Origin of the sequence: Cyclobacterium sp. SYSU L10401, from assembly GCF_010993705.1 — a bacterium.
GTDB lineage: Bacteria > Bacteroidota > Bacteroidia > Cytophagales > Cyclobacteriaceae > Cyclobacterium.
On sequence record NZ_WOFO01000008.1, the window covers coordinates 136,577 to 159,271 of the forward strand.

The 22,695-nt window shown below is 44.7% G+C and carries 16 protein-coding genes; 8 read left to right on the forward strand and 8 right to left on the reverse strand.

Features of this window, described 5'->3' with window-relative positions; translation table 11 throughout:
- The first annotated feature begins 285 nt into the window (after window positions 1-285).
- The 3 genes from GL182_RS17945 to GL182_RS17960 all read left to right on the forward strand — a co-directional run bounded on the left by GL182_RS17945 (window position 286) and on the right by GL182_RS17960 (window position 3,482).
- Window positions 286-507 (forward strand): ferrous iron transport protein A, encoded by a 222-nt coding sequence (locus GL182_RS17945; protein WP_163381165.1) that lies wholly within the window; start codon window positions 286-288, stop codon window positions 505-507.
- Between the two features lie 3 nt (window positions 508-510).
- Window positions 511-2,622: a ferrous iron transport protein B gene (gene feoB / locus GL182_RS17950; protein ID WP_163381166.1), complete on the forward strand. Its 2,112-nt coding sequence runs from the start codon at window positions 511-513 to the stop codon at window positions 2,620-2,622.
- Window positions 2,623-2,852: 230 nt separating this feature from the next.
- Complete coding sequence (locus GL182_RS17960; protein ID WP_163381168.1) at window positions 2,853-3,482, forward strand: MCP four helix bundle domain-containing protein; 630 nt, start codon at window positions 2,853-2,855, stop codon at window positions 3,480-3,482.
- A gap of 9 nt (window positions 3,483-3,491) precedes the next feature.
- On the opposite strand, the gene GL182_RS17965 is transcribed toward GL182_RS17960, so the two are convergent.
- From GL182_RS17965 to purL, 3 genes are all read right to left on the reverse strand, one after another.
- The gene (locus GL182_RS17965; protein ID WP_163381169.1) at window positions 3,492-4,520 is read right to left on the reverse strand and encodes an LLM class flavin-dependent oxidoreductase; all 1,029 of its coding nucleotides are present in this window, start codon (window positions 4,518-4,520) and stop codon (window positions 3,492-3,494) included.
- Between the two features lie 147 nt (window positions 4,521-4,667).
- Window positions 4,668-5,774: an alkene reductase gene (locus GL182_RS17970; RefSeq protein ID WP_163381170.1), complete on the reverse strand. Its 1,107-nt coding sequence runs from the start codon at window positions 5,772-5,774 to the stop codon at window positions 4,668-4,670.
- A gap of 435 nt (window positions 5,775-6,209) precedes the next feature.
- Window positions 6,210-9,899, reverse strand: coding sequence for a phosphoribosylformylglycinamidine synthase (gene purL / locus GL182_RS17975; protein ID WP_163381171.1), 3,690 nt, complete (start codon window positions 9,897-9,899; stop codon window positions 6,210-6,212).
- Window positions 9,900-10,266: 367 nt separating this feature from the next.
- On the opposite strand from purL, the gene GL182_RS17980 reads away from it, so the two are divergent.
- From GL182_RS17980 to GL182_RS17995, 4 genes are read left to right on the forward strand one after another with little or no spacing between them, the layout of a single operon-like run.
- Complete coding sequence (locus tag GL182_RS17980; protein ID WP_163381172.1) at window positions 10,267-10,869, forward strand: TetR/AcrR family transcriptional regulator; 603 nt, start codon at window positions 10,267-10,269, stop codon at window positions 10,867-10,869.
- A gap of 10 nt (window positions 10,870-10,879) precedes the next feature.
- Window positions 10,880-12,286, forward strand: a complete 1,407-nt coding sequence (locus GL182_RS17985; protein WP_240469877.1) for a TolC family protein — start codon at window positions 10,880-10,882, stop codon at window positions 12,284-12,286.
- A gap of 23 nt (window positions 12,287-12,309) precedes the next feature.
- Window positions 12,310-13,440 carry an efflux RND transporter periplasmic adaptor subunit gene (locus tag GL182_RS17990; protein ID WP_163381173.1) on the forward strand — a complete coding sequence of 377 codons (1,131 nt, stop codon included), beginning with the start codon at window positions 12,310-12,312 and terminating at the stop codon, window positions 13,438-13,440.
- 7 nt (window positions 13,441-13,447) lie between these two features.
- Complete coding sequence (locus tag GL182_RS17995; protein ID WP_163381174.1) at window positions 13,448-16,855, forward strand: efflux RND transporter permease subunit; 3,408 nt, start codon at window positions 13,448-13,450, stop codon at window positions 16,853-16,855.
- Between the two features lie 74 nt (window positions 16,856-16,929).
- Here GL182_RS17995 and GL182_RS18000 read toward each other — a convergent pair whose 3' ends face one another.
- The 3 genes from GL182_RS18000 to GL182_RS18010 form a co-directional block, all read right to left on the reverse strand.
- Window positions 16,930-17,637 (reverse strand): L-ribulose-5-phosphate 4-epimerase, encoded by a 708-nt coding sequence (locus tag GL182_RS18000; RefSeq protein ID WP_163381175.1) that lies wholly within the window; start codon window positions 17,635-17,637, stop codon window positions 16,930-16,932.
- Between the two features lie 62 nt (window positions 17,638-17,699).
- Window positions 17,700-17,894 carry a hypothetical protein gene (locus tag GL182_RS18005; protein WP_163381176.1) on the reverse strand — a complete coding sequence of 65 codons (195 nt, stop codon included), beginning with the start codon at window positions 17,892-17,894 and terminating at the stop codon, window positions 17,700-17,702.
- Between the two features lie 3 nt (window positions 17,895-17,897).
- Entirely contained in the window at window positions 17,898-18,476 is a 579-nt protein-coding gene (locus GL182_RS18010; protein WP_163381177.1) for a peptidylprolyl isomerase, read from the reverse strand.
- A gap of 209 nt (window positions 18,477-18,685) precedes the next feature.
- Here GL182_RS18010 and araA point away from each other — a divergent pair, with 209 nt between their 5' ends.
- Window positions 18,686-20,191, forward strand: coding sequence for an L-arabinose isomerase (araA, locus tag GL182_RS18015; protein ID WP_240469878.1), 1,506 nt, complete (start codon window positions 18,686-18,688; stop codon window positions 20,189-20,191).
- Here araA and GL182_RS18020 read toward each other — a convergent pair whose 3' ends face one another.
- Together GL182_RS18020 and GL182_RS18025 are read right to left on the reverse strand one after the other, a co-directional pair.
- Complete coding sequence (locus tag GL182_RS18020) at window positions 20,192-21,856, reverse strand: cation:proton antiporter (RefSeq protein WP_163381178.1); 1,665 nt, start codon at window positions 21,854-21,856, stop codon at window positions 20,192-20,194. It lies immediately after the preceding gene.
- Entirely contained in the window at window positions 21,853-22,665 is an 813-nt protein-coding gene (locus GL182_RS18025) for a hypothetical protein (protein ID WP_163381179.1), read from the reverse strand. The genes GL182_RS18020 and GL182_RS18025 overlap by 4 nt, the downstream gene beginning before the upstream one ends.
- Window positions 22,666-22,695 lie beyond the last annotated feature (30 nt).

Below are 22,695 nucleotides of genomic sequence, written 5' to 3' on the forward strand. Positions count from 1 at the left end.
TACAAGTTTAAGCATTCCGGTCTGTTAAAAATGTGATAATTATTACGGAAGGGCCTGCTTAGCCCGTAAAATGTCGGCATTTGGCTTTTTTTGAACTTAAAATTCTTGGTTTTTTCATGTTGGTCTACAGGAGGACGAGATTTTTGACAGGATTAGTCCAAGGTGTCACACTTATAATTTATTCAATCTAAATAAAGGTCAAATTCCTTACAATTCCGCAAAAATTATATTAAAATTGCCTTTCCAAATCATCTCAACGGAATTGGTCTCAAATTCAAATTACTCATGACTGCAGCCGGACTTAAAATCAATCAAATCTACGAAATAGAAAGGATCACCACTTCGCCCCTAATGGTAAGGATGATGGAAATGGGGGTAATGCCCGGTAAAAGTATCAGTTTACTTCAGAAAGCGCCGTTTAAGGGTCCTATGGCGTTTTTGATAGAAGGGAATATCCTTGCCCTAAGGATTGAAGAAGCCGAGCTCATCCAGATAAAAGTAGCCTAATTCATGGAAGTAACAGAGAAAAAAGCTGTAAAAAGCATTGCCATTATAGGAAATCCCAATGTAGGGAAATCAAGTATTTTTAACCAGCTGACAGGTCTCCACCAGAAAATAGGCAATTATCCCGGGATGACAGTCGACAAGATGCTCGGCTATTTTAATATCGGGGATAAAAGTTTTGAGTTAATTGATTTGCCTGGTACCTATAGCCTCTATCCCAAATCAGAGGATGAGATCATCGCACACAAGGTATTGAATGGAATCGGGTTGGAAAAGCCGGATGCGGTAATGGTGGTGCTGGATGCTTGTAACCTGGAGCGAAGCCTTTTGCTGGGTACGCAGGTCATGGATCTGGGCATACCCATGGCATTTGTGGTTAACATGAAAGACCTGGCCGAAAAACGGGGGCTTTCAATCCAGACTTTTGCGCTTTATCAGGAATTGGGTGTTCCTTTGGTGATGACAGATGCCAGAAACAATCATGGGCTGGAGGCGGTCAGGGACCTTTTATCCAATGATGATTTCGCAGTTGGAAAAACCTTTTGTGAGTGTGGCTTCGCCGAATTACTGGAAGAGGTGAGGTTGAAGTTTGGTTTTGAAACTCCCTATCAGGCTTTTCAGCAGCTGGTCTTTGCGGAATTTGATCCCATGCTGGATCCGGAAATGAAAAATTGGCTGGAGGAGAGGTCGCAAATACATGATTTCGACAGTCAGGTCCAGCAAGCGAGGGAAACCAACCAAAGGTATGAGCATATAAAATCCATCTTGCTCAAAACCCAGTCTTCAGGAAGCGGAAAACCGAAGAAGCTACATGCTGCTTTGGATGGAATTTTCATGCATCCCGTTTGGGGTTATGTTACTTTTTTAGCCATCATGCTTTTGATATTTCAGGCGATATTTGCCTGGGCAGAAGCACCTATGGATTTGATTGATGGAGCCTTCGCTGCGCTCAGCGGATGGGTGGCAGAAACCCTGCCTCCCGGGGTTTTGACCGACCTGCTTTCAGAGGGCATCATCACCGGCATTGGTGGTGTGGTGATATTTATTCCCCAGATTGCACTATTGTTTGGATTCCTGGCTTTTCTGGAAGATACGGGATACTTTTCGAGGGTGGTTTTTTTAATGGACCGGCTCATGCGGCCGTTTGGATTGCATGGAAAGAGCATTGTACCACTCATTTCAGGTATGGCCTGCGCCATTCCCGGGATCATGGCCACCAGAAATATCAGCAATACCAAAGAAAGGTTGATTACCATACTCGTGACGCCCTGGATGAGTTGCTCTGCGAGACTTCCGGTTTATATCATTTTGATTGGCCTTACAGTGCCTGATGAAGCCTGGCTGGGGGTCAACCTGCAGGCGTTAGCGCTCCTGGTGATGTACCTGATAGGTACCCTGTTTACCCTTTTGGGGGCTTTTGCGTTAAAGTTTGTGCTGAAATCAAAGGAAAGGAGTTTCCTGATGACGGAATTGCCCATCTACCGAATGCCCCGCTGGCAGACGGTATTGCTGACCATGTTCAACAAATCGAAAATTTTTGTTTTGGAAGCAGGAAAGGTTATTCTGGCCATTTCAATTGTGCTTTGGGTACTGGCCAGTTATGGACCTTCAGGAGAAATGGAAGCCATTGAAGCCGAGCAGGAAGCCATGCTGGAAACGGTACTAGAGGAACAAAGGTATGAATTGAACAATGAATTTGCTTCTAAAAAACTCGAAGCTTCCTATATCGGGATTTTAGGTAAAGCAATAGAACCGGCCATTAGGCCCCTAGGGTATGACTGGAAAATCGGGATTGCGCTGCTGACCTCCTTTGCAGCAAGAGAGGTTTTCGTGGCCACGGTAGCCACCATTTACAGTGTAGGTGGAGATGTGGAGGATGAGTTGACGATCAGGGAAAAACTGGAAAAGCAGGTTCACCCAGATACCGGAGAGAAGGTATTTACCCGGGCCACAGGCTTTTCCCTGATGGTTTTTTATGCACTGGCCATGCAGTGTATGAGTACTGTGGCGGTGGTTTACAGAGAGACCAAAAGTTGGAAGTGGCCGGTATTGCAGACCATTGGTATGACGATTGTGGCCTATCTGGGAGCATTGCTAACTTATCAAATTTGGAGTTAATCATGTGGCAGGAAATCATCGTAGCGGTTTTGTTTGTTGGAGTCATTTCCTTTTGGGTTTACCGGACCTGGGTTAAAAAACCAGCCAAAAGCCAAAATGGATGTGGTTGTGACAAGTGTGGCTAAACTCTTTGTAGATTGCCCTTTATTTTTCCGGATTTACGCTTAAATTTGAGGCGGTTTAAATTTTCAGAGAAGAATGCCCGGGAATAGCTCCCGTTTTCATGTTTTATGAAGTGGACATACAGTGTAAAGAATAAAATAACAGCTGCAAGCCTGTTATTTGGGGTAATTGTAGTTGTTTTGCTAATCAATATCAATCAGCGCAGGCAGATTGGAGATTTGAAATCCGCCTTTGAGGCCATTTATCAGGACCGCTTGGTGGCAGAGGGCTACATTTTGGATTTCTCTGAAAAGCTTCATGACATGAACGATGCGATCAATGATCCGGAGAAGTCCTTTTCGGAAAAACAGGAAATTGCCAACCATATCCTGAATGAAATTGATACCCTGAATCATTTGTATGAAGCCACCCGTCTGACGGATGAAGAAGCCAGGCATTTTGTTCACTTTACCGGGCTCACCCATGAAATGAACCTCCGCTTAAAAGCAGGGGATTTGGAAAGCGAAGCCCCCATGATTCGATCTGCCTTGCTGGACCTGCATTCCCTTTCTCAAATCCAATTGCATGAAGCGGACAAAATTAAGACGGAGACAGATCAGATTTTTTCCCATGGCAGTATCATCCTGCAATTTGAGATGGTGGTGCTGATCATCATCGGTTTATTGATACAAGCCCTGCTTTTTGCCTCAAAAACAAGCAGGGGATATAAAGTCCCTCAAAATCCCAACCTGAACTAAGTGCTTTTCTCAGGCCTGATCCGCCTGCACAGGTCCAGTCCGAAAGGATTGGATGGCGGCTGCAGTCAGTTCAAAAGAATGCAATCTCTTTTCATGGTCGTATAGATTCGTGGTAATCATCAACTCGTCAATTTGATGTTGGTGTACAAAACTTTCCAATCCTGACTGGATGGTATCCTTGCTTCCAATAAAGGTATATTGCATCATGTGCTGTAAGGCAGCAGCTTCCTGCATGGACCAGATCTGATCCATATCTTCTACAGGTGCCGGTAGGGGATAGGAGCGGCCCCGGATAATACCCAATGCCATCTGGTAAAAGGAGGTGGCAAGGTAGTGGGCTTCTTCATCGGTATCGGCTGAAATCACATTGACACAGGCAATCAGGTATGGCCTGGCGCCATTGCCGGAGGCCTGAAAGTGATTTCGGTAGTAGGATGTTGCCTGCTGAAAATAGTTTGGGGCAAAGTGACTGGCAAAAACATAGGGAAGGCCTTTGGATGCGGCCAGGTAGGCACTGTCCATGCTGGATCCCAGCAAGTAAATGGGTACGGTTAATCCCTCTGCCGGAAAGGCCCTGACAGGAGCATCCAGGTTTTCGTCAGAGAAAAATTGTTGTAATTCCTCCAGGTCCTGAGGAAATTCCTGGACAGATTCCATTCTTCCACGGCGCAGGACGGCAGCCGTTTTCTGATCCGTTCCCGGGGCCCTTCCCAAACCCAGGTCAATCCTTTCGGGATAAAGGGTGGCCAAGGTTCCGATTTGTTCTGCCACCATCAAAGGGCTGTGGTTGGGCAGCATGATACCTCCGGAACCTACCCTGATGGTGCTTGTTCCCTGCGCTATGTATCCCATTAACACAGTAGGAGAAGAGCTCCCCACATGGGGCATGTTGTGGTGCTCTGCCAGCCAGAACCGGTGGTAGCCCCATTTTTCGGCATGCCTGGCCAAATCCAGGCTCCTTTTGTAAGCATCTGCGGCATCATCGCCTTTTCTTAAAATGGCTAAATCAAGAATGGAAAATGGTGTATTTGTCAGCATAGGTATTTAAAACTACAGGTTCCTTTTTTTGGTTCCTGCGAGTGCAGGGGGTACCTTAAAAAGACATTACTATTGGGGCAAGAAGGGGGAAAATAAAAAAACCACCCCCGGAATGGGATGGCTCCTTATATTTTTCAAAGCTGAATTTTAGCTATTGGCAGCTACTTCCATTGGGGGATAATCAATGTATCCTTTAGGGCCTGGGGTGTAAAAGGTGTCCTGATCCCATTCTGCCAGAGGAGCTTCCAGTTTGAACCGCGCTACCAAATCCGGATTGGAAATAAAGGGTTTGCCATAGGCTACTGCATCCGCCAATCCTTCGCTGATAAACCGGTTGCCTTTTTCTTTATCAAATCCTCCATTAATGATGAGGGTGCCCTTGTACATGGGCCTGTACCTGACGGCAATATTTGTTTCTGCATAAGGAATGTCAGAAACATCAGTGAACGGTTCTGAAAGATGCAGGTATGCCAGGCCGTAGTTGTTCAGTTTTTCAATGATATGATCGAAAGTAGGAATGGTCTCTTCATCCATGGTCATGCCAAATAAGCCATGAAGGGAAGGATTTAATCTCAACCCGATGCGATTTTCCGGAATTTCCTCCCGGATGGCATCAATGATTTCAAAAAGGATTTTGGTCCGGTTGGCGATGCTGCCTCCGTATTCATCCATTCTCACATTGGAGGTGCGATTAAAAAACTGGTGCAAAAGGTATCCGTTGGAGGAATGAATTTCGACACCGTCAAAACCTGCAGCCCAGGCATTTTTTGCAGCCATTCTGAAATCCTGAATGGTTTCCCTGATTTCTTCAAGACTCATTTCCTTAGGCGTGACCGTCTCTTTAAATCCTTTAGGGGTAAAGGCCTTGGCCTTGGGATTTATCGCTGAAGGAGCAAGTGGCAATGCTCCATCATGAAAATCCGGGTGGGAAATCCTACCTACATGCCAAAGCTGAATGAAAATTTTACCCCCCTTTTCATGTACGGCTGAGGTTACCTTTTTCCAACCTTCTACCTGGGCAGCGGAATGTATGCCCGGAGTATTGATGTAGCCTACAGCTTTTTTCGATATTTGGGAGCCCTCCGTAATAAGGAGACCTGCCCCCGCCCGCTGTGTATAATAGGTTTCCTGCAGTTCGGTTGGTGCATTTTCTGGATTATCTGCCCTGCTTCGGGTCATGGGAGCCATCACTACCCTGTTGTTGAGTTCCAGGTCGCCCATTTTTAATTTTTCTAATAGTGGTTGATTTTGCATGTTTTAGTTGGTTTACAATCAAACAAAATAATTCAAAAGCTGTTCAAACGAGTTGAAACAATTATCTTTATATGTATGTACAACTAATGTTTAAACATATTAGTTCAGTTGATGGGATATAAATTCGGCTTTTAGGTTTAAACATACTGACCGTACGCCAGGTATAATTGCTTTCTATCCAGATAAAGTCCACCCTGCCCAAGTCAGAAAGGGATGGAAAACTTCATATCGTGACCTGAATATTAATTAGGGGAGATTCCATGTCCGCCGACCAGAGAGGCATCTGACCATAAAAGACAATTATAAACAGATAAAAAATACTGAAATGAGGCCTTATTGCAGGTGTATAGTGGTTTAAGCCCATAGTAAGCCAAAAAAAGCCGCCAGTAGCGCCATAAATGGGCTGTTCTGGCGGCTGCTAAATAGTTCCGGAAATTAATGCTGGTGCTTTTCCACCCAATTCCTGGCATTGATAAAAGCCAAAAGCCAGGGGCTAACCTCTCCGGATAAATATTCTTCCGGATAATAGGGCCAGTTCCAGGGGGCAAGAGACCGCTCAATATGCGGCATGATGGCCAGGTGCCTGCCGTTTTCAGAAACCAATCCCGCCACTGCATGATCAGAGCCATTGGGATTGCCGGGATAGCTGGTGTAGCTGTAGTTCATGCCCATGTGATAGGAAGATTTGTCCTGAGGCAGGTGAAATTTCCCCTCTCCATGCGCTACCCAGACTCCCAGACGGAGGCCTGACAAGGAGCCCAGCATGACGGATTCATTTTCCGGAATGCTCACATTCACAAAGGCTGACTCAAACTTATGGCTGTCATTATGCAGCATTTTGGTCTTTTGTGCGTGTTCCGGATTCACCAGATCCAATGCCACCATCAGTTGACAGCCATTGCAAACCCCCAGGCTAAGGGTGTCTTTTCGGGCATAAAAATCATCCAATGCTTTTTTGGCTTTTTCATTGTACAGGAATGCACCCGCCCAGCCCTTTGCTGATCCCAGCACGTCAGAATTGGAAAATCCTCCAACAAACACGATCATGTTGACATCCTGCAGGTTTTCTCTTCCGGTTATCAGGTCGGTCATGTGCACATCCTTGACATCAAAGCCGGCCAGCCAGAGGGCATAAGCCATTTCCCGGTCTCCATTCACCCCTTTTTCCCTGATGATGGCTGCCTTGGTGCCGGTTGGACTTTTCCTAAGCGGGTCTAAGCCCAAAGACTGGTAGGTTCCCTGCCAGTTTTCCGGGAATGAGTACGCAAGGGGCTGCTTTTTGTAATGATCAAATCGCTCTCCGGCCAGTTTCTTTCCTGATTGTTGCTGGTCCAGCAAAAAAGAAGAACGGTACCAGGTATCCCGTAGCGTGGGGAGGTCCCAACTTTTCTTTATGGCAGGAATTTCCACCCGAGCGGAAGTTTGAATGCTTGCAATTAAGGCGTAAGCGATACCTTTTTCTTTCAGGTAATTTTCAGCTTCCGATGAGGATGCTACCTGAAGCACTACACCCGGGTTTTCTGCAAACAAAGCTTTTACCGGGTCCTTTACCCTGAGGTTTTCCAGGTGGATGGTCAATCCGGTATTTTCATTGGGGAAACACATTTCCAACAGGGTAGTGACCAGCCCTCCTGATGAAATATCATGTCCGGCCAGGACCTTACCCTTTCGGATGAGTTCCTGTACGGTTTCAAAGGCTGAGGCGAAGTAATGTTCATCCTTGATATCAGGCGTTTCATTGCCGATTTTATTCAGGATTTGCGCAAAAGAACTGCCTCCCAATTTGGCTTCATCGCTGGAAAAGTCGATGTAAATCAGCCTGGAACCGGCTTCCGGCTTGATGGTAGGAGACAGGATTTTGCGGATGTCCTCACATTCCCCTACTGTAGAAATAATCACTGTGCCGGGCGAATATACTGTTTTCCCATCCGGGTATTTTTGGGTCATGGAAAGGGAGTCCTTACCGGTTGGAATGTTGATGCCCAGTTGGATGGCAAAATCGCTGGCTGCGGCTACTGCCCGGTACAGGCGGTCATTTTCTCCCGGGTTTTTTGCCGGCCACATCCAGTTGGCACTCAGGGATACGGCCTTCAGCCCGCCTGTCAGCGGAGCGAAGAGCAGGTTGGTCAATGCTTCTGCAATGGCCAGTCGTGAACCCGCTTCAGGATTAGCCAGGGCAGCCACGGGTGCATGGCCGATGGAAGTGGCGATGCCCTTGTAACCGGAATAGTCCATGGCCATCACCGCTACATCATTCAGGGGCAATTGCAGGGGGCCGGTACTCTGCTGTTTGGCTACCCGGCCGGTGACCGAGCGGTCTACCTTATTGGTAAGCCAGTCTTTGCAAGCGACGGCTTCCAATTGGAGAACCTGATTCAGGTAGTCCTCAATCCTACCGGTATCATAACTGAGAGCAGCAAAGGATGCGGTGGATTTTTGGTCTTCCAGAATGGTTTTGGGAGAAGATCCAAACATGTGGTTCAGGCTCCAGTCTATTGGTTTTTCTCCGGTCAGGCTGTTTTCGAAGGTAAAATTTAAATCACCGGTAGTTTCTCCGATTTCATAAAACGGAGCCCTCTCCCTCAGCGCAATTTTGCGGATTTTCTCCAGTTTATTTTTGTCCAGGACCAGGCCCATTCTTTCCTGGGATTCATTACCCACAATCTCTTTGGCGGAAAGGGTGGGGTCTCCCACGGGAAGCTTGTCCAGGTGAATGGTACCACCGGTTTCTTCTACCAGTTCGGAAAGGCAATTCAGGTGTCCTCCTGCTCCATGATCGTGGATAGAAAGGATGGGGTTGTCATCGCTCTCGGCCATGGCTCGGATCACGTTGGCCACTCTTTTCTGCATTTCAGGATTGGAGCGTTGTATGGCATTCAGTTCCAGGGTATGGCTGAGTTCCCCCGTATTGAGGGAAGATACGGCGCTTCCACCCATGCCGATACGGTAATTGTCTCCACCCATTAACACAATACTGTTTCCCTTTTCAGGTGATTTTTTCAAGCTGTACGGTGCCCTGGTAAAACCCACACCGCCTGCCAGCATGATCACCTTGTCAAAGCCCCAGTTTTTGCCCTGTTCCAGATGCTCAAAAGTCATCAGGCTGCCACAAATCAAGGGTTGGCCAAATTTATTTCCAAAATCGCTGGCCCCATTGGAAGCTTTGATCAGGATATCCATTGGACTTTGGTACAGCCATTTTCTGGCACCAGCATTTTTTTCCCATGCCCGGTCGGGAGCTGTTCTGGGATAGGAAGTCATGTAGACGGCGGTTCCCGCCAAAGGTATGGATGCCGTACCTCCTGCCATCCTGTCCCTGATTTCACCACCGGAACCGGTAGCGGCCCCGTTAAAGGGCTCCACTGTAGTAGGGAAATTATGTGTTTCGGCTTTCAGAGAGAGTACGGTATCGATTTCCTTTAGCGCAAAGAAATCAGGTTTATCCTGATTCAGGGGAGCAAATTGCATTGCTTTTGGTCCTTTGACAAAGGCCACATTGTCCTTGTAGGCGGAAACAATACCATTTGGGTTGGTTGCTGCGGTTTTTTTAATCAACTGGAAAAGTGACAGGTCTTGTTCCTTACCGTCTATGATAAAGGTACCGTTAAAAATCTTGTGCCGGCAATGTTCCGAATTGACCTGGCTGAAGCCAAAGACCTCACTATCCGTGAGGGGCCGGTTCATAGATTGGCTGATTCCTTCGAGGTAAGTAATTTCCTCTGCACTGAGTGCCAGGCCTTCCTTTTCATTGTAAGCAGCAATATCTTCGATAAACAGTATGGGGTCCGGCTTTTTTTCGATGAAAAACAAGTCCTGGTCCAATTTTTTATACAATCGCTGCAGCATGGGGTCCATAGAATTCCCGGCTGTCCAGGGGTAAAAAGCTTCAATTCTAAGGATTCCCCTGATTCCCATGTTTTCACAAATCTCAACGGCATTCGTAGACCAGGGAGTGACCATTTCTTTTCTTGGCCCCACATACTCGCCGGTTAGGTTGTTCTGGTCGAGCCAGGTAGCATCGCCGAACAGCCAGGTTAATTTTTGAAAGTCCTCATATTCCAAATTTTGGCGGGTTTCAAGGGCATAAATTGTTTTTTCAGGAGATTGAAAAAAGAAAATTTTCATAGGAGAATCAATAGCTATTTAGAAAGCACAAAGGTACAAAATTGCTTTTGAAAATTACTGGCCATATTTAGAGTAAACTGTTTGCGGACTACAAGAAAATGTCCGTTTTCGTATAGTTTGGAAGAAGAGCTGTTCATTTTTGAACAGATTGATAGGAAGTCCATGCCTGGTGGGAGATTTTATTTGAAGATCCTGGCAGCCTTTTTTAGTCGAAATGCCAGGTTGTTTTGAGGGATAAGGATAATGTATCCTGCATTTAAGTACTTATTTTGTTGAAGAGGAAAAATAATTCATTTAATTTTGGGAAAACTTTGAACCTTTTGAAAGTTTCCTGAGTTTTTTGGCAAGATGTTTATAGAGGTATAATTTGGAAACGAAAAAGAAAATAATTGAGGTAGCACTGGAGCAGTTTCTGGTTTACGGAATCAGGGCCGTAACCATGGATGAAATCGCAAGGCAGGTAGGGATGTCTAAAAAGACCCTTTATGAGGAATTTTCCAGTAAAGAGGATTTGGTGAATGCCTCCTTTGAAGTGGCCCTCAAAGAAGATGAGTGTGCATTTGATAAAATGATGGAGCAGGATGAAGGGGTAATTGATCATTTATTGCGGATGACCCGATATCTGAGGGAAAGGTTTTCCAGTATGAATCCCTTATTGATGCATGAAATTCAACGGTTTTATCCCAAATGTTGGAAAAAACTCGAAGAATTTAAAAGGGAGCATGCCTGGAAAGGCATTGTGGAGGTACTTGAAAAGGGGAAGCAGTCAGGAGATTTCAGGAGTGAAATCAATTCAGAGATATTGGCTTTTATGCGCTTGGAGCAAATTACCAGTTCTTTTTCCGGGAATGTTCCCGGTGGCAAATACAGTCTGCTGGAATACCACTTACAGATTGTAGATCATTTTATTCATGGGATACTGACGGAACAAGGAAGGACGACTTATTATAATAAACTCAGCAATCAGTAAATATAGTTATATGAATTTTATAAAAATACTTCTCTTTTCAATGATTTTTGTTTTTGGGTTTGGATCAATTCCCATGTATGGACAAGAGGTAACGATGACTTTAAGTGAAAGCATTACCTATGCCTTAGAGAACAACGTTGATGTAAAGAATGCCCAATTGGAAACTTTGATTTCAAAGGCAACAATAGGGGAACAAACATCTCAAGGTCTTCCTCAAATCAACAGTACCCTGGAGTTAACTAAAAATGTGCAACCACCATTAATCATTTTGCCTGCAGAGGCAGGATCGGTAATTGGAGGCGGAGATGGAAATGGTGGTGGAAACGGTGGGGGAGCCCCACCACCAGATGACACCCCAAGTGATGTTACAGTGATCCCATTTGCGGTAAACTTTCAATCCAGTTTGACTACTACCGTTGAACAGATGATTTTTAACGGAAGTTATTTTGTTGGTCTACGGGCAGCAAAAACATTGAAGGAGTTGACCGATTATGACAAAGAAAAGGCTGAGCTCGACGTAATTGAAGCAGTAAAAAAGGCTTATTTCACGGTGTTGGTCAATGAAGAACGCAGCCGTTTGGTAGCGGCAAATCTAGAGAGGTTAGAACAGCTACTCAGCGAAACCACTGCGCTTTTCGAAGAGGGATTTGTAGAAAAATTGGATGTCTCCCGGATAAAGGTTCAGTTGAATAACCTTCAGACAGATTTTGATAAAGCCATAACTGCCGCTAAAGTAAGCAGGTACTTATTAAAAATTCAAATGGGAATGCCATTAGAGATGGAACTTGTATTGGAGGAGTCTCTTCAGGAATACAACAATGAGGATAATGGATTTTATTCAACGCTTGAAGCAGAAATGCTCAATCGGGTGGAAATTTTTCAACTTGACAAAAACATTGAATTGGCGACTTTGGATTTAAAAAACAACCAGGTACAATATATCCCTAATTTTTCAGCCTTTGGAACCTTTCAACGGGTCACAGGTGCCCAGGATTTCAGAAATGTTTACCAGGCAGACCGCTGGTTTTCCTCTTCCTTTGTTGGATTAAGGCTTACCATCCCTATTTTTGACGGGTTAAGAAAGAGCTATGTTATCCAAAGCAACAGGTTGCAGATCAGACAATTGGAGAATGCAAAATTTAATACACTTCAAAATATTAAACTGGAAGAATTCCAGGCGAAGGCTACGCTGAAAAATAGTCTTAAAGCATTGGAGGTACAGAAAGAAAACAGGGTATTGGCCAAAGAGGTATTTGACATGACTAATATCAAATATCAGGAAGGCGTTGGGTCGAATTTGGAAGTGGTTGAAGCTGATGCTGCCTTAAAAGAGGCGGAAACTAATTATTATGCAGCACTTTATGACGCATTAATCGCAAAAGTGGATCTGGAAAAGGCATTGGGAATTTTAAAGTAAAAAAAAAGGATACCAAATATTTTATGAAAAATACAATCACGTTTTTAACACTTGCCCTGCTGATCGGGGTAGTTTCCTGCTCCGAGCCAAAAGACGAGCTGGCAGAAAAAAAAGACCAACTGGAGGCTTACAAATCAGAAGCCACTGCATTGAAAACTTCCATTGAGGAACTGGAAGATGAAATTTCCCGATTGGACCCCGAGTTCCGAAAGAATCAGCGTAAATCCGTATTGATTACCACTGCACAGCCCGGGCGAGGAAATTTCGAACATTACGTAGAGGTGACCGGCTCCGTGCTGTCCAAAAAGAACGTCAATATCAGTGCAGAGCTTTCCGGTAGAATTGAGGAAATCGTTACCCGTGAAGGCATGTCTGTGAAAAAAGGGCAGGTGATTGCCAGCATAGATGCAGAATCTGTCGAGAGAAGTATAGCTGAAATTCAGACCCAATTGGACCTGGCGCGGACGGTTTTCGAAAAGCAGGAGCGGCTTTGGAATCAGCAAATAGGCACGGAAATGCAATACCTGGAGGCAAAAAACCGGATGGAAACACTGGAAAAAAACCTGTCATCTCTGGAACTGCAAAGGGACAGGACCACAGTGCGGGCCCCTTTCAATGGCACCGTAGAAGAATTGCTGGTTAGGGTAGGCGAATTGGTACAGCCTGGTTCTCCTATAGTCAATATGATAGGTGAAGATGACTTGTTTATAGAGGGAGACATTTCTGAAAGGTACATCGGTATCCTGGATCAGGGAGATTCGGTAAGTATCCGCTTTCCCTCTATCGACAAATCCCTGAAAACCAAAGTGAGCGCCATAGGTAGCGTGATCAATCCGGATAACCGGACCTTTAAGGTGGAAGTGTTTTTGCCCAAAATGGAAAACGTAAAGCCCAATATGCTTTCGGTGTTGAACATTCAGGATTATGAAAATCCCGAGGCAGTGACGGTACCCACTTACCTGATCCTACAGGACAATAAGGGAAGTTATGTGTTTGTAGTGGAAGAGGGCATGGCCAGGAAAAAATATGTAGAGAGAGGCATGACCTATCAGGGTGAAACCGAAATACTATCAGGACTGGATGGTTCTGAAACACTGGTAGACAAAGGTTTCAGGGAAGTAGGAGATAATTTTAATGTAAACATTGCATCATAAGGCATTTATGGATACAGAAAACACACCAAAAAAAGGCCTGATCAGGGAATTTGGCATATCTACGCTTTCGGTAAACAACCGTACCAGTGTGGTGATCCTCACTTTGATCATCACATTTTTAGGCATGTATGCCTACCGGACCATGCCCAAGGAAAGTTTTCCGGAAATCGTGATACCCACCGTCTATGTGGGTACTGCGTATCCGGGTAATTCTCCCGTGGATATGGAAAACCTGATCACCAGGCCCATAGAAAAAGAACTTAAATCGATCAACAATTTGAAAGATGTGAGTTCCACCTCTATTCAGGATTTTTCATCCATTGTGGTAGAGTTCAATCCCAATGTGGACATTTCAAAAGCCCTACAGGATGTAAAAGATGCCGTAGACAAGGCCAAAAGTGAATTGCCCTCAGACCTGGACAGGGATCCGGATGTATTGGAAATCAATACCTCGGAGTTTCCCATCATGAACGTGAATATTTCCGGTAACTATACCGAGCAGGAACTGAAAAAATACGGCGAATTTCTGGAGGATGAAATCGAGAAGCTAACGGAAATTTCCAGTGCAGATCTTGGTGGTACGATTGAAAGGGAGATTCAGATCAATGCTGACTTGTATAAAATGGAAGCCAATGGGGTTACCTTTTCGGACATTTCAGGCGCAGTAGCGGATGAGAATGTCACCATCTCCGGCGGCAATATCCTTTCCGGCGATTACCGAAGGACCTTGCGCATCGCAGGCGAATTTACGGATCCCATGCAATTGGAGGATGTAATCGTCAAGACAGAAAATAACAAAATAGTTTACCTCAGGGACGTAGCGTCCGTGGCGGATACCTACAAAGAGCGGGAAAGTTATGCCAGAAGCAACAAACTTCCCGTGGTTACCATCAATGTTGTCAAAAGAAGTGGAGAAAACCTGCTGGATGCATCGGACAAAATCAAGGATTTGATAGAAGATGTTAAAACCAATCGGTTTCCGGAGGACCTGGAGGTAAGCATTACCAACGACCAGTCCAAGGCTACCCGATCCCAGGTGGATAATTTGGAGAACAGTATTGTTTCAGGGGTGATCCTGGTAGTACTGGTACTGATGTTTTTTCTGGGTTTCAGGAATGCCTTGTTTGTGGGTATAGCGATTCCCTTGTCCATGTTTATTTCCTTTTTGGTGCTCAATTCCCTTGGAGTCACCCTGAATTTGATGGTTTTGTTTTCCCTGATCCTTGCGTTGGGTATGTTGGTGGACAATGGTATTGTGGTAGTAGAAAATATCTACCGTTTGATGCAGGAAGGAAAGTCAGCAGTCCGGGCAGCAAAAGAAGGGGTAGGAGAGGTCGCCTGGCCCATCATTACCTCTACAGCTACTACACTTGCGGCATTTCTTCCCCTGGCATTCTGGGACGATATCATCGGGGAGTTTATGAAATACCTTCCCATTACGCTGATCATCGTATTGTCTTCCTCTCTTTTTGTGGCTTTGGTCATCAATCCTGTGTTGACTGCCCTGTACATGAAAGTTCAGGATGTAGACAAAAAGAAGCCGGTTCAAAAACCCATGATCGTGGCAGCAGTACTCACTTCCATGGCCATCATATGTTACTTTGCCAGCTGGATAGCCTTGGGCAACCTGTTGTTTCTGGGAGCCCTTTTGACAATTTTCAATGTTTTTGCCCTAAGAAAAGCCATCCGCTGGTTTCAAAATGTGTTTTTGGTCCAATTGGAATCCTTGTATGAGAAAACCCTGTATTTTGCGCTGAAGGGATTCAAGCCTTACTTGTTTTTTGGAGGAACGATCGTATTGCTCATAGTTTCCCTGGTATTACTTTATGTCAGGGCACCTAAAATCCTCTTTTTTCCGGACAACCAACCTGCCCTGGTGAGCATTTATATGGAGAAGCCCATAGGTACGGATATCGAGGCTACCAATGAATTTGTTCACCAACTGGAGGACGATTTATTTGAACTTCTGGAACCCTATGATAACATCATAGAGTCCGTCATTACTCAGGTTGGGGAAGGAACGGGGGATCCGCTGGAGGGTCCCAGCCAGGCAAAGACCCCGCACAAGGCGAAAATTACCATCGGATTTGTGGAGTATCAGTTTAGGGAAGGCGTGAATACCAATGAAGTCATGGAGAAAATCCGGAACCTTGCAGAAGGGTATCCCGGGGTATTGGTAACGGTGGATAAACAAAGAAATGGCCCCCCTGTAGGGAAACCCATCAACATTGAAGTAAGCGGAGAGAATTTTGACCAGTTGATCAGCTATGTGAACCAAATGCGGGAACATATCAATGAATCCGGAATCGAGGGAATTGAAGAACTGAAGACTGACCTGGAACTGGGAAATCCGGAGCTGATCATCGACATTGATCGTGAAAAGGCCAGGAGATTCGGTTTGTCTACTTCCACCATTGCCAATGAATTGCGAACGGCCTTGTTTGGATTGGAGGTTTCTAAATATAAAGAAGGAGAGGATGATTATCCCATACAATTGCGCTTGTCAAATGAGTTTCGGTACGACATAGGGGCTTTATTGAACAAGAAAATCAGTTTCAGGGACAAGTTTGGCAACCAAAAGGAAATCCCCATATCCTCCGTGGCCAGTCTGGAATACAGCTCTACTTATGGTTCGGTGAAGCGAAAAGACCTGGAAAGGGTGATTACATTGTTTTCCAATGTCAATGATGGTTTTAATGCAACAGAAATCAATAATGGAATCAAGCGCCTGATGCAGGACTTTGAGGTGCCCGAAGGCATAGATGTGAGCTTTACCGGGGAGCAGGAAGAACAAGCCAAATCGGCTGAATTTCTTACCAGGGCTTTGATTATTTCCATTTCCCTGATATTCCTGATTATTGTGGCACAGTTTAATTCGGTTACCACCCCATTTATCATCATGGGTTCTGTGGTTTTTAGCACCATTGGTGTCTTTTTGGGATTGCTGGCCTTCAATATGGATTTTGTGATCATCATGACAGGTATTGGGATCATTTCCCTGGCCGGTGTGGTGGTAAACAACGCCATTGTATTAATTGATTATACCAACCTGGTCAGGATGAGAAAAAGAGAGGAACTGGATATTCCGGAAGAGGGATTTTTATCCAAAGAAGATCTCCTGGACAGCATTATTCAGGGAGGTAAAATCAGGTTGCGACCCGTATTACTGACAGCGGTTACCACTGTATTGGGGTTGATTCCGCTGGCTCTGGGAATGAATATTGATTTCTATGGCTTGTTGTCTTCTTTTGACCCCAAATTTTACATTGGCGGAGACAATGCAGACTTCTGGGGACCAATGGCCTGGACAGTAATATTTGGGCTAACCTTTGCAACCTTTTTAACGTTAGTAATAGTACCTGTCATGTATTTATTGGCAGACAAATTAAATGCAGTTGTTCGCAAGAGCAATTAATTAGATTTAATTAAAGGTTGGTGGTTTTTTAAGTGTTCAAACCTCCGGGGCATTGCCCCGGAGGTTTTTATTTTTTAGCTATCCTGCCCATAATAAGCCCCTTCACCATGCTTTCTGTCATAGTGTTTCTTAATCAATGCTGCCTTGAGCCTGGGAGCATTGGGGTTGATCTGAAGTGTCAGGTAGGCCATATGGGCAATTTCTTCCAAGACCCTGCTGTTATACACGGCCTTTGCGGGATCCTTTCCCCAGGTAAAAGGCCCATGATTGCCAATCAATACCATTTCCACCTCTTCATAAGACAGGTTTTTTTCGGAAAAACAATCCAATATTTGTTGCCCGGTCATGTGTTCGTAATCCCCTGCGATCAAATCATCTGCCATTGGGGGAGCACAGGGGATGTCTTTGGTATTGTGATCGGCATGGGTGGTGCCAAAGATCGGAATGTCCATTTGGGACTGCGCCCAGGATACGGCATAGGTGGAATGGGTATGGCAAATCCCTCCGATCTTTTGCCAGTGCTTATATAAAAAAGCATGGGTTTTGGTATCCGAGGAGGGCCTCATTTTACCCTCCACCACCTGGTTATCATAATCTACAATGACGATATCCTCCGGTTTGAGGTCTTTGTAGGGTAATCCACTGGGTTTGATGGCAAAAACAGCCTTTTCCCTATCTACGGCACTTACGTTACCAAAGGTATAGACCACCAAGCCTAAATCAGGTAGTTCCATATTGGCCTCATAGCAGGCCCTTTTCAATTCTAAATAGTCACTCTTCATAGGTATTGGATATTTTCTCTATAGTTACCGGAGAACCTCCGGATGCTTTTTTTATTTATATTTTAAAGGGTTACTTCAGGCCATCCGGCTGCTGTCCATTTTATGCTTCTGATCAATAGTTTTGCCCTTCCCTCCGCTTCAACCGTAACCGGGTCATGCGCGCTGAGCGCTTCTGTGGAAATTGTTTGGCTCAATCCAGAAAAATGAAGGCCAAATAAAAGAAGAGAAAAAAGACAATGTCTGACGAAGGCAATCATTTCTTAAGGGGTTAATTTTTTAATACCGTGAATAAGAACAGGTTCCAGCAGGTACTGGTCCCGGTTTTCCATGTCCTGAATTTGCTTCACCACATCCATGCCCTCAACTACCTTTCCAAAAGCAGCAAAGCCTAGCCCGTCCGGATGGCGCTGACCACCGTAGTCCAGTTCCGGTTGATCCCCGATACAAATAAAAAAACTGCTTTGGGCCGTATCTGGACCAAGTCTCGCCATGGAAATGACGCCGTTTTTATGCAGGATTCCTGTAGACCGGGTGGTTTCTATGGGTATGGGAGGCAATAGTTGTTCCTCAGGAACGTTCCCCCCTTGTATGACCTGGATTTTAATCGTCCTATCGGCCTCGTTCCCGGGCGTACAAACCCTGAAGAATGAGGAAACATCATAGGCACCTATTGCTACATATTGGAGAAAATTAGCCACCGTTTTGGGAGCCTTATCAGGATAAAGTTCGACTATGATGGGACCTTTATCCGTTGATATCCTGCAAGTCAAAGCCGATTGGGCGGTGACATGGGAGTAGCCTAAAAAGAGTAAAAAGATAAAACAAGCTGATTTATTCATAGGGTTTCAGGAATGACAATTTCAATACCTACATATTTTTTTTCAATATCCAGAAAAAGAATTGCTTCGGCAATTAATTTAGTAGAAGACTGCTTGTGTTTATATGGGATGCATATCACAAAGAAATTTTATTTCAGGGACTACCATTTACACCGGTCCTGGAAATTTCCTTTTCTGATTTTTTTTATTTCCAAAAATAAGGTGTAATTATGACATTTAAAACACAAACCGGTTCCATGAAGAGTTTTCCCCAATATGAAGTATGGTTTATCACAGGCAGCCAGCACCTGTATGGTGAAGCCGTCTTGTCTGAAGTAACCTTGCATGCCAGAGAAATAGCATCGGCGTTAGCTGCATCAGAAAAAATTGCGGTCAATATCGTGTTCAAGCCCATAGTCACCACTGCGGCTGAGATTTATGAGGTATTTGCCCAAGCGAATATGCGAAAAAATTGCATAGGGCTCATCACCTGGATGCATACATTTTCTCCCGGAAAAATGTGGATCAACGGGTTGAAAATGCTACAAAAGCCCCTTTTACACTTGCATACCCAATTTAACCGCAACCTACCCTGGGATACGATTGACATGGATTTTATGAACCTAAACCAAAGTGCCCATGGAGATCGGGAGTTTGGGTTTATCTGTACCCGCATGAAAATCCCCAGAAAGGTAGTGGTAGGCCATTGGAAAGAGGGGGCAGTGCATACAGAGATAGACCATTGGTGTCGGGCAGCCTGTGGCTGGCACGATTGGCAGGGAGCTCAATTTGTACGATTTGGGGACAACATGCGGCAGGTGGCGGTAACAGAGGGGGATAAGGTGTCTGCGGAAATGCATTTTGGCTTTTCGGTGAATACCCATGGGGTAGGTGATTTGGTTGCAGAAATAGCAGGAATTTCTCCTGCAGCCGTTGATGGTCTGGTTGAAACCTATGAACAGCAGTATCTGGTGACAGATACATTGAAATCGATGGGAGACAAAAGGGAATCCTTGCGGGATGCTGCCAGGATAGAGTTGGGTTTGAAGCAGTTTTTGGAGCAGGGATCTTTCAAGGGGTTTACCAATACATTTGAAGATTTGTATGGCATGAAGCAGCTACCGGGGATTGCCGTTCAGCGCCTTATGGCCCAGGGTTATGGGTATGCAGGAGAGGGTGACTGGAAGACCATGGCACTGGTCAGGGCCATGAAGGTAATGGGCACCGGTCTGCCGGGGGGCAATGCCTTTATGGAAGACTATACCTATGACTTTGAAGAGCAGGGAGGACTGGTGTTAGGGGCTCACATGCTGGAAGTGGATGAATGCTTGGCAAACGGAGCGATACGATGTGAAATACATCCTTTGGGGATTGGGGGGAAGGATGATCCGGTAAGGCTGGTTTTCAATGCCGGAGGAGGAGTTGCGCTTAATGCTTCCCTGGTAGATTTGGGAGATAAATACAGGCTGGTAGTGAATGAAGTCGAAGCCATCAGCCCTCCCAGGGACCTGCCTCAATTACCGGTGGCCCGGTGCATGTGGCGGCCAAAGCCGGATTTCAAAACGGCTGTTAAGGCATGGATTCTGGCAGGAGGGGCCCACCACACCTGTTTCAGCCAAAACCTCCCAGCCGAGGTTCTGGAAGATTTTTCCGAAATGGCAGGCCTGGAATGCTTGTTGATCGATGGGGAAACCCGGTTGAAAGATTTTAATCAGAAGCTAAACCTCCTGAAATGATCAGTTGACCGGGTCAATCAATTGTTTCTTCAGATAGGACTCGTAAAAATGGGTAGCAGCCATATGGTGGGGTATCAACACCTTGTCGGCACCACTTTCTTTGAATAAAGCCTGATCTTTTGCCTTTAAGGCAGTCAGGTAGATTTTACCTTTAAAATCATTGTTGATCAGGGTTTCAACCAGGTGTTTGGAGGAGTCCAAAATGGGGACGGTTGATATCACACATTTGCTGGTTTGAAAAGGGATTTGGTCGAATATTTCGGGGTCTTCCATATCTGCAAACACCACATCTCTACCTGCTTCTTTTTCCTGTTGGACCACCTGAGGGTCAAAATCAACCCCAAGGTATTTGATCTCCTTTTGCTGGTCCAGAATATCTGCGATTTTACTTCCAAACCTGCCAAATCCAAAAATGATCAGCTCATAAGTTTTTCCTGTTTGATCTTGCAGGAATGGATCTTTAATATTTTTCCTTTCAAAAATGCTCAATGCTGGTGCAATGAACTCATAAATGGGATGTGAATAGAGAATTAGGTAAGTGGAAAGCCCTATGGTAATGAGTCCAACCAGGGTAATCAATCCAACGGTCTCTTCATTGATATGTCCGATGCTGAGTCCCAAACCAGCGAAAATCAAGGAAAACTCACTGATTTGAGCCACCGTCAGCCCGGCCAAAAAGGATGTTCTTTTCTTATATCCCATCACTCCCATGATAATTAATACGATGATGGGATTGCCAATAAGTACAAAGAAAGAAAAAACAAAGGCCTTTCCTACCTGATTGCCAATGACATCAAAATTCAAATCCGCACCTAAATTGACAAAAAAGAAAAGTAGTAGGAAATCCCGTAGGCTCACCAACCTGCTACTAATAGTTTCTTTGAAGGTGGAAGAAGCTAAGCTGACGCCTGCCAAAAAAGCACCCACTTCTCCACTAAACCCCATTATTTCCCCTAAAGATGCCAAGAATACGGCCCAGGCTATGGCAAATAAGACAAGCATTTCCTGGGATTTGGCCAGGAATTTACTCAGCCTGGGAATCATCCATTTCATGGCAAGCCAGGTTAAAAAAACGAGCACTGTTCCTGATAAGACGGTTTGCAGAATGGCATGCCAAAGGGGAGACTCATTGTCTTGTCGCATGGTAGATAAGACAATCATGACAAGGATAACCACTATATCCTGAACAATCAAAAAGCCAACGGCAATTTGCCCGTGTAAGGAATCAATCTCTTTTTTATCGGATAATAATTTGACTATAATGATGGTACTTGAAAAGGTAAGCGCAACTGCTATGTAAAAACTATGGAGGGTTGAAAAACCCATTCCAATTCCTATAAGGAAGCCAATAAGTGAGGTAAATAAAACCTGACCCATTCCCGTCAAAAGTGCAATCCTACCGACCGATTGAATTATCCTTAGGTCCAGCTTTAAGCCAACAATAAATAATAAGACAACAATCCCAACTTCTGCCAATAGGTGGATATTATCCTTAGAATGAACCACATCCAATACTGCGGGCCCCACCAGGATTCCCAAAGCAATGAACATAACAATAAGGGGTTGCTTGAGCAATTGCCCTATACTACCCAAAAGTGCTGCCAGAACCAGGATAATGGTAAATTCATAAAAGGGGTTTGATGCAATCTCTCCAAGCCAGTTCATGAAGGTAGGATGATGAGTGGCGTGTTTCCATCATGGATCAGGTCATTGATAAACAATTTCCTAAACAGCTGATCATTTAGGTTTCTGGACCCTTTTTGCAGGACGATAAAAATCTCCTGCTGATTCCTGTATTTGGATTTTATTTCTGAAAAGGCATCTTTTCCCAGGTAGATGTTGAATTTTTTGGGCAATTGCTCATTCAAACCATGTGACAGTTTTTGTAAATAGGAAGTACTTTCTTCCTCTTCAGATTTTTGGTTAATAATTGTGAGTAGTTCCAATTCCTCGAGATTATTTCCAATAGCCCCAAGAAGCTGTTTCAATGAATTTTCATTCACAGGGTATTTTGGATGACAAGCCAAAACCAATTTTTTGGGGATGTTGCGATCGATATTTTTTGGAACTCCAATAACCAGGTTGTTTAATTGATTAATGATTTCTGTTGCCGTACTACCAATAAGGTATTTCTTTAAAAATCCCGTCCCCTTTAATCCCAAAAGCAAAATATCGTCCGGTTGTAAATAGGTTTTTAAAAATGGAATCAATGGATTATCAATAGCTAAAAATATACCCTCGCCTTGTGTAAGGTCATTTTTATCCAAGATTTTCAAAAAATTCTTTTTGGCATCCTCCTTTTCATGTTTGATCACCTGAGTACGGGTCTTTTCGTCCGCAATGGCAGGTACAAGTCCCGGAACACGGTTGATAAAAACCAACCCCATCCCAAAATGCTCCTTCCATTGGTAGGCCATTTGAAGAAGCGGGGAAGAATAGATAGAAAAATCCAATAAAACAACTAATCTCTTCATTTATCAAGGTTATATCTTGGACAATGCAAT

Bases quoted from the DNA above. Each gene is read 5' to 3' on its own strand.
- GL182_RS18005 (WP_163381176.1), bottom strand. From the start codon at position 17,894: ATGATTGCCTTCGTCAGACATTGTCTTTTTTCTCTTCTTTTATTTGGC.
- GL182_RS17970 (WP_163381170.1), bottom strand. From the start codon at position 5,774: ATGCAAAATCAACCACTATTAGAAAAATTAAAAATGGGCGACCTGGAA.
- GL182_RS17965 (WP_163381169.1), bottom strand. From the start codon at position 4,520: ATGCTGACAAATACACCATTTTCCATTCTTGATTTAGCCATTTTAAGA.
- purL (WP_163381171.1), bottom strand. From the start codon at position 9,899: ATGAAAATTTTCTTTTTTCAATCTCCTGAAAAAACAATTTATGCCCTT.
- GL182_RS17985 (WP_240469877.1), top strand. From the start codon at position 10,880: ATGAATTTTATAAAAATACTTCTCTTTTCAATGATTTTTGTTTTTGGG.
- GL182_RS18025 (WP_163381179.1), bottom strand. From the start codon at position 22,665: ATGAAGAGATTAGTTGTTTTATTGGATTTTTCTATCTATTCTTCCCCG.
- GL182_RS17990 (WP_163381173.1), top strand. From the start codon at position 12,310: ATGAAAAATACAATCACGTTTTTAACACTTGCCCTGCTGATCGGGGTA.
- GL182_RS18020 (WP_163381178.1), bottom strand. From the start codon at position 21,856: ATGAACTGGCTTGGAGAGATTGCATCAAACCCCTTTTATGAATTTACC.
- feoB (WP_163381166.1), top strand. From the start codon at position 511: ATGGAAGTAACAGAGAAAAAAGCTGTAAAAAGCATTGCCATTATAGGA.
- araA (WP_240469878.1), top strand. From the start codon at position 18,686: ATGACATTTAAAACACAAACCGGTTCCATGAAGAGTTTTCCCCAATAT.
- GL182_RS18000 (WP_163381175.1), bottom strand. From the start codon at position 17,637: ATGAAGAGTGACTATTTAGAATTGAAAAGGGCCTGCTATGAGGCCAAT.
- GL182_RS17945 (WP_163381165.1), top strand. From the start codon at position 286: ATGACTGCAGCCGGACTTAAAATCAATCAAATCTACGAAATAGAAAGG.
- GL182_RS17960 (WP_163381168.1), top strand. From the start codon at position 2,853: ATGAAGTGGACATACAGTGTAAAGAATAAAATAACAGCTGCAAGCCTG.
- GL182_RS18010 (WP_163381177.1), bottom strand. From the start codon at position 18,476: ATGAATAAATCAGCTTGTTTTATCTTTTTACTCTTTTTAGGCTACTCC.
- GL182_RS17995 (WP_163381174.1), top strand. From the start codon at position 13,448: ATGGATACAGAAAACACACCAAAAAAAGGCCTGATCAGGGAATTTGGC.